11 protein-coding genes are annotated in these 13339 nt (G+C 47.7%); 10 read left to right on the top strand and 1 reads right to left on the bottom strand.

Features of this window, described 5'->3' with window-relative positions:
- Positions 1-35 precede the first annotated feature (35 nt).
- Positions 36-1880, top strand: coding sequence for an ATP-dependent zinc metalloprotease FtsH (ftsH, locus tag B5G11_RS14105; protein WP_087254942.1), 1845 nt, complete (start codon positions 36-38; stop codon positions 1878-1880).
- Between the two features lie 125 nt (positions 1881-2005).
- On the opposite strand, the gene B5G11_RS14100 is transcribed toward ftsH, so the two are convergent.
- Positions 2006-3262 carry a cell wall hydrolase gene (locus B5G11_RS14100; RefSeq protein ID WP_242959071.1) on the bottom strand — a complete coding sequence of 419 codons (1257 nt, stop codon included), beginning with the start codon at positions 3260-3262 and terminating at the stop codon, positions 2006-2008.
- Positions 3263-3390: 128 nt separating this feature from the next.
- Here B5G11_RS14100 and B5G11_RS14095 point away from each other — a divergent pair, with 128 nt between their 5' ends.
- The 9 genes from B5G11_RS14095 (at position 3391) to B5G11_RS14055 (ending at position 13258) form a co-directional block, all read left to right on the top strand.
- Positions 3391-3972, top strand: a complete 582-nt coding sequence (locus tag B5G11_RS14095; protein ID WP_087168656.1) for a hypothetical protein — start codon at positions 3391-3393, stop codon at positions 3970-3972.
- Positions 3959-4789: a Cof-type HAD-IIB family hydrolase gene (locus B5G11_RS14090; protein WP_087254937.1), complete on the top strand. Its 831-nt coding sequence runs from the start codon at positions 3959-3961 to the stop codon at positions 4787-4789. Before B5G11_RS14095 ends, B5G11_RS14090 begins: the two co-directional genes overlap by 14 nt.
- 14 nt (positions 4790-4803) lie before the next feature.
- Complete coding sequence (locus tag B5G11_RS14085; RefSeq protein WP_087254934.1) at positions 4804-5616, top strand: undecaprenyl-diphosphate phosphatase; 813 nt, start codon at positions 4804-4806, stop codon at positions 5614-5616.
- A gap of 98 nt (positions 5617-5714) precedes the next feature.
- A complete protein-coding gene (locus tag B5G11_RS14080) occupies positions 5715-6548 on the top strand; it encodes an AraC family transcriptional regulator (RefSeq protein WP_087168653.1) in 834 nt (277 codons plus the stop codon).
- 78 nt (positions 6549-6626) lie between these two features.
- On the top strand, positions 6627-8120 hold the full coding sequence (locus B5G11_RS14075) for an L-fucose/L-arabinose isomerase family protein (protein WP_242959070.1): 1494 nt from the start codon (positions 6627-6629) through the stop codon (positions 8118-8120).
- A gap of 85 nt (positions 8121-8205) precedes the next feature.
- Complete coding sequence (xylB, locus tag B5G11_RS14070; RefSeq protein ID WP_087254931.1) at positions 8206-9678, top strand: xylulokinase; 1473 nt, start codon at positions 8206-8208, stop codon at positions 9676-9678.
- Positions 9679-9784: 106 nt separating this feature from the next.
- A complete protein-coding gene (locus B5G11_RS14065) occupies positions 9785-10201 on the top strand; it encodes a DUF3783 domain-containing protein (RefSeq protein ID WP_207753134.1) in 417 nt (138 codons plus the stop codon).
- Positions 10198-12003 carry an A/G-specific adenine glycosylase gene (gene mutY, locus B5G11_RS14060; RefSeq protein WP_087254928.1) on the top strand — a complete coding sequence of 602 codons (1806 nt, stop codon included), beginning with the start codon at positions 10198-10200 and terminating at the stop codon, positions 12001-12003. The genes B5G11_RS14065 and mutY overlap by 4 nt, the downstream gene beginning before the upstream one ends.
- A 103-nt stretch (positions 12004-12106) precedes the next feature.
- Positions 12107-13258 carry a double-cubane-cluster-containing anaerobic reductase gene (locus B5G11_RS14055; RefSeq protein ID WP_087168649.1) on the top strand — a complete coding sequence of 384 codons (1152 nt, stop codon included), beginning with the start codon at positions 12107-12109 and terminating at the stop codon, positions 13256-13258.
- The last annotated feature ends 81 nt before the right edge of the window (positions 13259-13339 follow it).

Genomic DNA, 13339 nt, shown 5'->3' with positions numbered 1-13339 from the left:
CTATACTAAAACAAGAAAATGAAGGGAGATACGCAATGAAAGAAGTTAAATCACCTAGAAAACCTTTTATCATATATGCGCTCGTGGTTGCGGTAGTCATCCTTCTGCTGAACGGGCTGTTGTTCCCGAACATACTGGAGCAGAGGACGGAAGAAGTCGATTACGGCACATTTATGACGATGACAGAAAATAAAGAGATTGGACTTGTGGAGGTTCAGGATACAGAAATCGTTTTTACGGACAAGAATCAGGAACATGTCTACAAGACCGGTGTGATGAATGATCCCGGACTGGTGGAGCGTCTTCATGATGCGGGAGCGAAATTCTCCCAGAATATCGAAGAGCAGATGCCGGTATGGATGAGCCTGCTGCTTTCCTACGTTATTCCGATTGCCATCTTTCTGTTTATCGGGAACTGGCTTTCGAAAAAAATGGCAAGCAAGATGGGCGGGCCGAATTCCATGGCGTTCGGAATGGGAAAGAGCAATGCCAAGATTTATGTTCAGTCCGACTCCGGAATTCACTTTTCGGATGTGGCAGGTGAGGAGGAGGCCAAGGAGCTTTTAAGTGAGATCGTTGATTTCCTTCATAATCCGGCAAGATACAGAGAGATCGGTGCTTCCATGCCGAAAGGAGCCCTTCTCGTAGGCCCTCCTGGTACCGGTAAGACGCTGCTTGCCAAGGCAGTAGCCGGAGAGGCAAATGTTCCGTTCTTCTCCATTTCCGGATCGGAGTTCGTAGAGATGTTTGTCGGAATGGGCGCTGCCAAAGTGCGTGACCTCTTCAAACAGGCGAACGAGAAGGCGCCGTGTATCGTCTTCATTGATGAGATCGATACCATCGGTAAAAAGAGGGACGGACAGATTGGCGGCAATGACGAACGGGAACAGACGCTGAACCAGCTTCTGACAGAGATGGATGGTTTTGACGGTTCCAAAGGTGTTGTGATTCTGGCGGCAACGAACCGTCCGGATTCTCTGGACCCGGCGCTGTTAAGACCGGGGCGTTTTGACCGGAGGATTCCGGTTGAGCTTCCGGATATGCAGGGAAGAGCGGATATTCTGAGAGTCCATGCAAAGAAGATCAAGATCGCTGATAATGTGGACTTTAACGAGATTGCCAAGATGACAGCAGGTGCTTCCGGTGCGGAGCTTGCCAATATTGTCAATGAGGCTGCTTTAAAGGCGGTAAGAGAGCACAGGAAATTTGCGACCCAGGCCGACATGGAAGCGAGCGTGGAAGTAGTTATCGCAGGATATGAGAAGAAGACCCGTGTGCTGTCCAACAAGGAGAAGTTGCAGGTGGCATACCACGAGGTAGGACATGCCCTGGTGGCCGCGTTGCAGACCCATTCCGCGCCGGTTCAGAAGATCACGATTATTCCAAGGACAAGCGGCGCGCTTGGATATACGATGCAGGTGGATGAGAAAGAGCATTTCCTGATGTCAAAAGAGGAACTGGAAAATAAAATCGCAACCTTCACAGGAGGACGTGCGGCGGAAGAGCTGATTTTCCACTCCAGCTCCACAGGAGCGTCCAATGATATTGAACAGGCGACAAAGCTTGCAAGAGCAATGATTACTCAGTATGGTATGTCAGATGAGTTTGATATGGTGGCTCTTCAGCATATCAGCAACCAGTATCTGGGTGGAGACGCATCCCTTGCCTGCTCCGATGAGACAGCATCCTACATTGATAAAAAGGTAGTTGAACTTGTACGGACACAGCATGAGAAAGCAAGAAGAATTCTGGAGGAGAATATCATGAAGCTTCATGATATTGCAAAATATCTCTATGAACACGAAACCATCACCGGCGATGAGTTTATGGAAATACTGAATCGCAGACCGGAACAGGCAGGAGGTCCGGTGCAGGAATAAAGAAAAAAAGAAACGCTATGCAGAAATCGGGAGAGATCCTGATCTGCATAGCGTTTTCATATGCAAATTATTAAAAATCCGCCGGCGTAATGCCGGGTCAGCAAGGATGTGTTGTCAGAAACTTATTAGAAAAATACATTTCCTCCTACGACAGTTCCACTGTGACCGGTAGATGCGGCGCGGAACTGATAACATCCGCTGACAGATGCAAGCCGTTTGCCGTTGAGGGCATCTCTTGCTACCTGATAACAGATGGAGCTTGGTCCCCGGTTCAGAACTTTACTGAGACTTCCGTTCCAGGTCGGGGAAAACTGTCCGCTCTGATAAATGACGCCTTTTAATGTATTAGGATATCTTGGACTCTCTACACGGTTCATAATGACGGTAGCAACAGCGAGAAGCCCGTCGTATCCGCCTCCGCCTGCCTCGCATTCCAGAATTGCCGCAAACAGAACGAGGTCGCTTGTTTCGGCAGGAGCAGAAGGCTTCTGGGTAGTTGAATTATCGGCCGGCGGCTTCTGATTTCCTGAATTAGACGTATTGTTATTATTGTTATTGCTGCTGTTATTTGAGCTGCCGGAGGAATTTCCGCCGGAAGGCTTCTGGGTATCCGCAGGTTTCTGAGCAGATGCCTCCTGCTTATTGTCAGAAGATGATTCGCTTTTGCCGGAGTCTTTGTCAGAAGAAGTATCTGATTCGAGTTCGCTCGTACCGGCTGCATTGTAAGAGTCTGTTGTCGTTTCCAGTGCTTTTTTTGCAGCTTCTTCAGCGGCCTTTGCAGCAGCAAGTGCCTGGGAAGAAGCAGTAAGCTGTCCGTTGGTTGATTCAATCCGGGAATTCAATTCAGCCTGCTTGGATGTCATCTGCTGTTTCATGGCATCCAGTTCTTCTTTTTGTTTCTTCAGATTTTTCTCTTTTTGATCGATATCCTGACGCAGATCCTGCAGCTGCTTGAGCATTTTACGGTCGTATTCCGTAACGCTTGATACAAAGTCCACACGGTTCAGAAATTCGCCCATGCTGTCTGAAGTAAGAAGAATTTCGAGAAAAGAAACATTCCCGCTTTCATATATGTACTGAATACGTTTCTTCATCGACTGATACTGCAGATCTTCATTCACCTGTGCGGCAGCCAGATCAAGCTCTGTCTGCTCGGCTTCTTTATTCGTGCTTTCAATCTTCGCGGCAAGGGAGGTGATTTCCCCGCTGATAGAAGAAAGCTGCTCATTCAAATCCTGTAATTCGGACTGGAGATCCTGTGTTTCCTTTTCCAGATCAGCTACGGAATCCTCTGCATATACAAGAACAGGGGAAGCCATCAGAACGGCGGCACAGGTAAAAGCAGTACATGCACGCAGTAAAGGTTTAAGTTTTGCTTTCATCATACCGAATCCTTTCGTAAAATTAAATACAGATAGAGTATACTATAAATTGCGGAATTAATCAAATTTTGATAGAATATAAATAATTATGTAGGCCAAGAGTCATTTATGAAGAAAGGATAACGAAAATGGGAAGCAGGACAAAAGAAGCAGAGTTTGAAGAATACAGGCTCCGGATTTATCCATGGGTGCGGGAAATCCCGGGGGATGCGGCCGGATGGGAGAAAGAGGGCTGTTCGCCGGAAGACACCCCGCTTCTGTCTTTTGTGGACGGTCTGATGACGGTATTTGTAATACAGAAAGAAGAAGAGGTTTTTGAAATTTTGAAAGATTCGATGCTCCCGGAAGGGATGACACCGGAAGAGATTTACCGGACTGCCTGCGAGAATCTGGCAAGGGATGTGGAGTTTGTCTTTTCCAATACCCTGTTTGGAGGATTCGGCGTGATTGCGGACGGAGTACACGAGGCAAGTGCGCTGTGTCTGCGTCACGTCTGGGAAGTCTGTACGGAAAAGCTGCAGGACGATGTGGTGATCATGGCACCTTCCAGGGATCTGCTTTTATTTGCGCCAAAGTCGGATAGAAAGACCGTGCAGTCCATGATTCAGTTTGGGGAGCAGGGATGGCTGCAGAGTGAGCACAGGCTGACAAAGCGGCTGTATCAATATTCCAGAGAAAGAAAGGAACTGACAGGTTATGAGAGAGATTAAGATGATCGGGCTGGATCTGGACGGTACGCTGCTCAACAGTGAGAAAAAGGTGACGAAATATTCAGAAGAAGTACTCAAAGAGGCGATCCGTCAGGGAGTAACGGTCCTTGTGGCAACCGGACGGCCACTGTCAGGAGTGCCGGAGTTTATGAGAGAGTTTCCGGGGATGCGGTATATTCTGACTGCAAACGGAGCCAGAATCTATGACAGAAAAGATGGAGAGAAGCTTCTTTTTTCGCATCTTTTGTCCAACGAAGATGCATCCAGAGTGTTGGACATATTTGAAGAATACGACACACTGAGAGATGTCTATTATGACGGAGTCGGGTACGCGAATCGTGCCGCGATTGAACAGGTGGAAAAATATTATCCCGAGCCGGGCATGCGTGAGTACATCAGGAAGACGAGAAAACGGGTGGACAATGTCAGGGACAAGATGAAGGAGTTTTCCTTTGGAATGGATAAGATCCAGGCTGTGTTTGCAGATCTGGATGAGAGAAAAGAGGCAATGAGACGGCTGAAAGAGACGACAAATCTTGCTGTTACCGGAGCTTTGGCCAATAATGTCGAAGTCAATGCGGCAGGTGTCAATAAAGGAAACGGGCTTCTGGAGCTTGGAAAGCTTCTTGGAATTACAAAAGATGAGATTATGGCCTGCGGGGACGGACTCAATGACCTGGTGATGCTTCAGACAGTGGGATTCGGCGTTGCCATGGCAAACGGCCATGAGGAAGTCAAAAAGCATGCGGATTATATTACGCTTACCAACGAAGAGAACGGCGTGGCAAAGGCAATAGAGAAGTTTGTACTGAGGTAGGGGAGGTTCAGAGATTGGACATTATTATTTCGATTATACTTGGAATCATACAGGGAATTACCGAGTGGCTGCCGATCAGCAGTACCGGACATTTGCTTCTGGCAGAAGAGTTTCTGCATATGAGTGTCAGCAATGAATTTGTAAATATGTTTAAAGTGGTGATTCAGCTTGCGTCGGTGATTGCAGTCATTGTTTTGTATTTTCACAAACTGAATCCGTTTTCATCACGGAAGACGCCGAAACAGCGGTGGAACACGATAGAGCTTTGGATGAAGGTGGCGGTTGCGTGCATTCCGTCAGCAGTCGGACTGTTCATCGATGACATTGTGGATGAAAAGCTGTCCAACTATGTTGTGATTTCCCTGATGCTTATCATTTACGGTGTACTTTTTATCGTTATTGAAAAGTGGAACGAACACAGGAAACCGGGAGTGACAAAGCTGAAAGAGCTCACCTACTGGACCGCATTTGGAATCGGATGCTTCCAGGTACTTGCGATGGTTCCGGGTACGTCACGTTCCGGTGCGACAATCGTGGGAGCCCTTTTGATTGGTGTGGCAAGACCGGTGGCAGCGGAGTTTACCTTCTTTCTTGCGATTCCGACCATGGTAGCGGCAAGCGGACTGAAACTGATCAAATTCGGATTCAATTATACGGGACATGAGATTGCGGTTCTGCTGACAGGATGTGTCGTATCGTTCCTTGTTTCAGTCTTTGCGATCAAATTCCTCATGGGATACATTAAGAAGCACGACTTTACCGTGTTCGGATACTACCGGATTATTCTGGGTGTCGTTGTGCTGGGATATTTCCTGATTTTTACTTAAAATCATAATGCGAGACGGAGAAAGTGGATTTGATGCGCCGGGCATGGAATCCACTTTCGCAGTTTTGACAGAATACAAAAACAGAAAGGAGAAACAGGATGGGATATGAGCATGAACTGATTATTCCAAATGAAGGCTTTCCGTTTAAACTGTTCCGGTTTGAAGGGAAAGACGGACATTATGTGCGGGAGAAACACTGGCACCGCTCCATCGAGATTTTTGCAGTGTTTGAAGGGACGCTGACCTTTTTTATCAATGAGGAGAAGTATCCGCTGAAACCGGGAGAATTTATTCTTCTGAATTCCAATGAGATTCATTCAGTTGTATCACCCCTTCCAAATCATACGATTGTTCTGCAGATTCCCATGAATGTATTTCGGAATTATTATGCTCAGGATGGAATGATTCTTTTTACACACAGTCCGAGAAGGCAGGATCAGAAGATTATGGAGCTGATGGAGAGCATGTACCGGGACATTCAGATAAAAGAGACCGGATACGAGTGGAAGGTGCAGAGCGATTTTTTCATGCTGATTTATCTGCTGGTCACAAAGTACCGGAAACAGGAGATTCTTCCGGAGGAGATCCGGCATTACCGGAAGCTGAACCGGCTTTCCATGATTACCGGATATATCCGGGATAATTATACAAAAGATCTGTCCCTGGAGACGGTGGCAGAGATTTTCGGCTACTCGCCGTCCTACCTTTCCCGCATGTTCCAGAAATATGCCAGGACAAATTATAAGACTTTCCTCCAGGATGTCCGGGTAGAGTACGGTTTTCAGGAACTTGCCAACACGGATCACACCATCGGGGAGATCGCCATGAATCACGGCTTCCCGAATCAGAAGGCATTTACAAGGGAATTCAGGAAGAAGTACGGGATTCTTCCGAGCGAATACCGAAAAAGACAAAAAAGTGCCATGGATTAGCTAAATTATTGGTGGATAAGGACAAAAAAGAACTGCTATAATCATTTTAACAGAGCCGAAATTCAGGAGGAAGAAAAGATGAGTCTGGAAATGAATATGCCAAAAGTAAAATTAGGAATCGTTGCGGTGAGCAGAGACTGCTTTCCGGAGAGCCTTTCCGTGACAAGAAGGGAAAACCTTGTAAAAGCCTACTCGGCAAAATATGATGCGGAAGATATTTATGAATGCCCGGTGTGCATCGTGGAAAGTGAAATCCATATGGTACAGGCACTGGAGGATATTAAAAAAGCAGGATGCAATGCGCTTTGCGTATACCTTGGAAACTTTGGACCGGAAATCTCCGAGACCCTTCTTGCAAAACATTTCGATGGACCGAAAATGTTCGTGGCGGCAGCAGAGGAAACAGGAGACGATCTCTGCCAGGGAAGAGGAGATGCATATTGCGGAATGCTGAATGCAAGCTATAACCTGGCACTTCGCAATATCAAAGCCTATATTCCGGAGTACCCGGTAGGCGATGCAGAGGACTGCGCGGATATGATCCACGAATTCCTGCCGATCGCAAGAGCTGTGATTGCCCTTCAGGATCTGAAGATCATCAGCTTTGGACCACGCCCGTTAAATTTCCTTGCATGTAACGCACCGATCAAACAGCTTTATAACCTCGGTGTGGAGATCAAGGAAAACTCCGAACTGGATCTGTTTGAAGCATTCAACAAACATGAGGGAGACGAACGGATTCCGGCCATTGTAAAAGAAATGGAAGAAGAACTCGGAGCAGGCAACAAGAAACCGGAAATCCTCACCAGACTTGCACAGTATGAACTGACATTAAAAGACTGGATCCGGGATCACAAAGGATACAGAAAATACGTGACCATCGCAGGAAAATGCTGGCCGGCATTCCAGACACAGTTCGGTTTTGTGCCATGCTACGTCAACAGCCGTCTGACCGCACAGGGCATCCCGGTATCATGTGAAGTTGATATTTACGGAGCACTCAGCGAATTCATCGGAACCGTCGTAAGCCAGGATGCCGTAACGCTGCTTGACATCAACAACACCGTACCAAAAGATCTGTACGAAGCAGACATCAAAGGAAAATACGACTATACACTGAAAGATACATTCATGGGATTCCACTGCGGCAACACCGCATCCGGAAAACTCACCTCCTGCGAGATGAAATATCAGATGATTATGGCAAGAACCCTTCCGGAAGAGGTGACACAGGGAACACTCGAAGGAGACATCGTACCTGGAGACATTACATTCTACCGCCTCCAGAGCACCGCAGACAACAAACTGCGCGCATACATTGCTCAGGGAGAAGTTCTTCCGGTGGCAACCAGATCCTTCGGATCCATTGGAATCTTCGCAATTCCGGAAATGGGAAGATTCTACCGCCACGTTCTCATCGAAGGCAACTACCCGCACCACGGCGCAGTCGCATTCGGACACTACGGAAAAGAACTGTACGAAGTATTCAAATACATCGGTGTCGACGTTGACGAAATAGGCTACAACCAGCCAAAAGGCGTAAGATACAGAACAGAAAACCCATTCGCTTAAACATTTTTGTTCAACGGGGACGTGTTCCGATGCACCGGAACACGTCCCCAATGAAAATAGAAAGAGAAAAAGGAGGGCAGAGCCTATGTTATATCTTGGTGTGGATCTTGGAACATCGGCGGTGAAGCTTTTGCTGATGGACGGACAGGGAGAGATCCGGAAGATTGTTTCCAGAGAATACCCGATTTCCTTTCCGCATCCGGGCTGGTCGGAGCAGAATCCAGAAGACTGGTACGAGAAGAGTATTGAGGGAATCCGGGAGCTGACTAAAGATGTGGACAGGTCGGAAGTGGCAGGGATCAGTTTTGGCGGACAGATGCATGGTCTGGTCGTGCTGGATGAGAAGGATGAGGTAATCCGTCCGGCGATCCTCTGGAATGACGGCCGTTCGACAAAGGAGACGGATTATTTAAATGAAGTGATCGGACGGGAAAAGCTGTCTGCATATACGGCCAACATTGCGTTTACGGGATTTACAGCGCCTAAAATTCTCTGGATGAAAGAAAATGAGCCGGAGAAGTTTGCGCGGATCAGGAAAATCATGCTTCCGAAAGATTACCTTGCGTACCGGCTGTCCGGGACGTTTTGCAGCGACTATTCGGATGCGTCCGGTATGCTTCTGATGGATGTGAAGAACAAGTGCTGGTCCAAAGAGATGATGGAAATCTGCGGAATCAGCAGAGAGCAGCTGCCGGATCTTTATGAAAGCTATGAGGTGGTCGGCACTTTGAAAAAGGAGGAGGCTAAAAAACTCGGACTGCCGGAGAGCGTGAAAATCATTGCAGGAGCCGGGGATAATGCGGCTGCGGCTGTGGGAACCGGAACTGTCGGCGAGGGAATGTGCAATATTTCCCTCGGAACGAGCGGTACCATCTTTATTTCCAGCCGGAAGTTTCAGGTAGACCGGTATAATGCGCTTCACTCCTTTGCCCATGCGGATGGATACTATCATCTGATGGGCTGCATGCTCAGCGCAGCATCCTGTAATAAATGGTGGATGCAAGATATTCTTGGAACATCGGAGTTTACAAAAGAGCAGGAAAAGATCGTAAAGCTGGGAGAAAATCAGGTGTTCTATCTTCCGTATCTCATGGGAGAGCGTTCCCCGCACAATGACCCGATGGCACGGGCAACATTTACAGGGATGACGATGGACACGACGAGAGAAGAGATGACGCAGGCGGTACTGGAAGGTGTTGTATTCGGACTGCGGGATTCTCTGGAAGTGGCGAGAAATCTTGGAATTCAGATTGAACGGACGAAAATCTGCGGAGGCGGGGCAAAAAGCCTGCTCTGGAAAAAGATGGTAGCCAACATCATGAATCTGAAAGTGGATGTGATTGAAAGCGAGGAGGGGCCGGCGCTTGGAGGAGCAATTCTGGCGGCAGTCGGATGCGGTGAGTTTGAAAGTGTTGAGGAAGCGGCCGCGAAACTCGTAAAAGTGGTGGAAACCGTGGAGCCGGATGAGGATCTGACAGAGAAGTATGAGGAATGTTATCAGAAATTCCGGAAAATTTACCCTGCATTGAAACCGGTCTTTCGTAAGATTGTATCTTAAATGAAAAGGAGAGGCAGTCGTTTCTATAGATGGAAGCGGCTGCTTCTTGTTTCTTTTTCCGATTCGTGTTACTGTAAGAGGGACAGAAAAAAAGAAGGAGATCATAATGAGAGAATCGATTTTATTAATGAATTTCAAAGATAAAAAACAGCTGAAAGGGATTCAGATGACGGCCTTTCTGTTGAAATTGAAAATCCGGATGGTAGAAGAGAAGGATTTCCTTCAGCCGCTCGGATATCTGGCGGGAGTGGAAGGAATTGAACCGTCAGACGAAGTATTTCAGGGAGAAGCTCCGGAGCATGAGATTCTGGTGTTTGCCGGCGTGCCGGATGCGAAGCTTCAGAGGATGCTGGCTGAGATGCGTAAAAACGGTATCAAAAAGGTGGATCACAAGGCGATTCTGACACCGACGAATGTACACTGGAACACAATCGAACTGTATGAGGAGCTGGACAAGGAGCATCAGGCGATCAAGAAAGGACAGCAGGCTCACGAAGGCAGCAGTCCGGAGGAGAACGCATGAAATATACAGGGATAGAAAAGGCGGTCTTTCTTGAGAGGCCGAACCGGTTTATTGCCTATGTCAACGGCATCAGGGGACAGGAGGAAGTGACAGAGACAGTTCACGTCAAAAATACAGGACGGTGCCGGGAGCTGCTGCTTCCGAATGCGGAAGTGTACGTGCAGCATTCGGACAATCCGAACCGGAAGACGAAATGGGATCTGATCGCGGTGAAAAAGGACGGTCAGATCATCAACATGGACTCTCAGGTGCCGAACAAGGCAGCGGGAGAGTGGATCCGGGAAGGAAACCTTTTCGCGGATATGGTGCGGATCAAGCCGGAATATCAGTATGGAAATTCCAGAATTGATTTCTGCGTGGAGACCAGAGAGAAGAAGATCCTGATTGAAGTCAAAGGAGTCACCCTGAAAGAAGGAGAGACAGCGAAATTCCCGGATGCGCCAAGCGAACGGGCGGTGAAGCATTTGGAAGAACTGATGCGTGCTGTGGATGAAGGATGGGATGCTTATGTTTTTTTCGTGATTCAGATGAAAGGTGTGAAAGAGATCCTGCCGAATGTGGATACTCATCCGGAATTTGCACGGGCACTGTGGAAAGCGAGGGAAAAGGGCGTGCACCTGATTGCAAGGGACTGCATTGTCACAGAAGATGAGATCCGGATCGATCAGGAGATCCCGGTCCGGTTCCCGGAGGAGATGGAAGAAGAGAAACCGCAGGAGCGTCTAAAACATCTGCCGGAGCCGTTGACTGCATGGTTTCGGAAGGAGCAGCGGGATCTGCCGTGGAGAAAGGATGCGACAGCCTACCATGTGTGGGTATCTGAAATCATGCTGCAGCAGACGAGGGTAGAGGCAGTAAAGCCGTTTTATGCCCGTTTCCTTGACGCATTGCCGACCATACAGGATCTGGCGGACGCGCCGGAGGAGAAGCTTCTGAAACTGTGGGAAGGACTTGGGTATTACAACCGTGTGCGTAATATGCAGAAAGCGGCCAGACAGATTGTGGAGCTCTATGAAGGGGAAATGCCGGCAGATTATGACCAGATTCTTTCTCTTTCCGGAATCGGCAGCTATACGGCAGGAGCCATCAGTTCCATCGCATATGGAATTCCAAAGCCTGCGGTAGACGGAAATGTCCTCCGTGTCCTGACCAGGATTCTGGCGGATGGAGAGGATATTATGAAAGCCTCCGTCAAAAAGCGGATGGAAGGAATGCTGGAAGAAATTATTCCCGCAGATGCGGCAAGCGATTTTAACCAGGGCCTGATTGAGCTGGGTGCCATCGTCTGTGTTCCGAACGGGGAGCCGAAATGCAGTAAATGTCCGGTAGAGGAGTTCTGTCTGGCGCATCAGAGAGGAGCAGAGCTTTCCTACCCGGTTAAGAAAAAGGCGAAAGCAAGAAGGATTGAGGAGAAAACCGTCTTTATACTAAAAGACGGGGAGAACATTGCTCTTCATAAACGTCCGTCATCCGGCCTGCTGGCAGGACTCTATGAGTTCCCGAATGTAAAAGGAAAACTGACTCAGGAGGAAGCAATCCATCATATTGCGGAGCTTGGACTTTCACCGCTTCGGATTCAAAACATTGGAGAGGCAAAACATATTTTCAGCCATGTGGAGTGGCACATGACCGGATATGCGGTGAGAGTGGACGAGCTGGAGAAAATATCCGCAAAGAATCTGGTTTTTGCGCATCCGGAAGAAATTCAGAAAGAATACCCTGTTCCGGCAGCATTTGAAGCCTATACAGATCAGATCGGCATTCTGATCGGGCAGGAAAAATATGAGCAGGAAAACCTATAGAAAAACATAATAAAACTATAGATACATGACAAATATCAATTAGCCCCATCCTGTCAGAAAATGTTACCATATAAGGTAGATAGGCGAAGACAGGAGGAAAAAAATGGAACTGATTAAAGAATTACCAGATGTATTTGAAGAATTTGCTGAACAGAGACAACAGTCATTTCTGGGCATTAAGGAGTTAAAAGACAAGGGCGTGCCGATTGTAGGCACATTCTGTACATATTTTCCACAGGAAATCGCGATGGCAATGGGAGCAGCTACAGTGAGTCTTTGCTCCACATCCGACGAGACGATTCCGGCGGCTGAGAAGGATCTGCCAAAGAACCTGTGCCCGCTGATCAAATCCAGCTACGGCTTTGCGGCAACAAAGAAGTGCCCGTTTTTCTATTTTTCCGATCTGGTTGTAGGAGAGACAACTTGTGACGGGAAAAAGAAGATGTACGAATACTTAAGCCAGTTCAAGGATGTCTTCACAATGGAGCTTCCGAACCGACAGACAGAGGACGGACTTCAGCTCTGGAAAAATGAAATCATCCGCTTCAAAGAATATCTGGAGCAGAAGTTTGAAGTGACAATCACGGAAGAGCAGATCAGAGATGCTGTCAGAGTGCAGAATGAAGGAAGAGTGGCACTGAAGCGTCTGTATGAGCTGATGAAACTGGACCCGGCTCCGATGAAAGGACAGGATCTGTTTAAAGTGTTATACGGAAGTACATTCAAACCGGACAGATCCAAGATTCCGGCAGAAGTGAATGCGATCGCTGACAAGATCGAAAAGGAATACGCAGAAGGAAAGATGGAAGAAAAGAAGCCTCGTATTCTTGTGACAGGATGCCCGATCGGCGGAGCGACAGAGAAAGTAATCAAAGCCATCGAGGACAACGGCGGAATCGTTGTTACTTTTGAAAACTGTTCCGGAGCAAAATCCATTGACAAGCTTGTGGATGAAGATACAGACGATATCTATCAGGCAATCGCTGAGAGATATTTAAGCATCGGATGCTCTGTCATGACACCGAACCCGAACCGTCTGGAACTCCTTGGAAGACTGATGGACGAGTATCAGGTAGACGGAGTGGTAGAGATGATTCTTCAGGCATGCCATACATACAATGTAGAGAGTCTTGGAATCCGCAGATTCGTAAATGAGGAAAAAGGAAAACCGTACATCAGCGTTGAGACAGACTATTCTCAGGCAGACATCGGACAGCTCAACACGCGTATCGCTGCATTTATTGAAATGCTTTAAAACAGGAATCGGAAAGAGAACGCATATAAAGTATCCCCTTCAGGATCCGTGCCTTACCGCATGGACTCCAAAGGGGATATT

Source organism: Drancourtella sp. An57, assembly GCF_002161525.1.
In the GTDB taxonomy this organism is placed as follows: domain Bacteria; phylum Bacillota; class Clostridia; order Lachnospirales; family Lachnospiraceae; genus Sellimonas; species Sellimonas catena.
Note: the sequence above shows the minus strand (reverse complement) of the source record. Positions and strands in the feature narration are given on the sequence as shown.

Excerpts from the sequence above, each read along its gene's own strand:
- ftsH (WP_087254942.1), top strand. The coding sequence starts at position 36 with ATGAAAGAAGTTAAATCACCTAGAAAACCTTTTATCATATATGCGCTC.
- B5G11_RS14100 (WP_242959071.1), bottom strand. The coding sequence starts at position 3,262 with ATGAAAGCAAAACTTAAACCTTTACTGCGTGCATGTACTGCTTTTACC.
- B5G11_RS14095 (WP_087168656.1), top strand. The coding sequence starts at position 3,391 with ATGGGAAGCAGGACAAAAGAAGCAGAGTTTGAAGAATACAGGCTCCGG.
- B5G11_RS14090 (WP_087254937.1), top strand. The coding sequence starts at position 3,959 with ATGAGAGAGATTAAGATGATCGGGCTGGATCTGGACGGTACGCTGCTC.
- B5G11_RS14080 (WP_087168653.1), top strand. The coding sequence starts at position 5,715 with ATGGGATATGAGCATGAACTGATTATTCCAAATGAAGGCTTTCCGTTT.
- B5G11_RS14075 (WP_242959070.1), top strand. The coding sequence starts at position 6,627 with ATGAGTCTGGAAATGAATATGCCAAAAGTAAAATTAGGAATCGTTGCG.
- xylB (WP_087254931.1), top strand. The coding sequence starts at position 8,206 with ATGTTATATCTTGGTGTGGATCTTGGAACATCGGCGGTGAAGCTTTTG.
- B5G11_RS14065 (WP_207753134.1), top strand. The coding sequence starts at position 9,785 with ATGAGAGAATCGATTTTATTAATGAATTTCAAAGATAAAAAACAGCTG.
- mutY (WP_087254928.1), top strand. The coding sequence starts at position 10,198 with ATGAAATATACAGGGATAGAAAAGGCGGTCTTTCTTGAGAGGCCGAAC.
- B5G11_RS14055 (WP_087168649.1), top strand. The coding sequence starts at position 12,107 with ATGGAACTGATTAAAGAATTACCAGATGTATTTGAAGAATTTGCTGAA.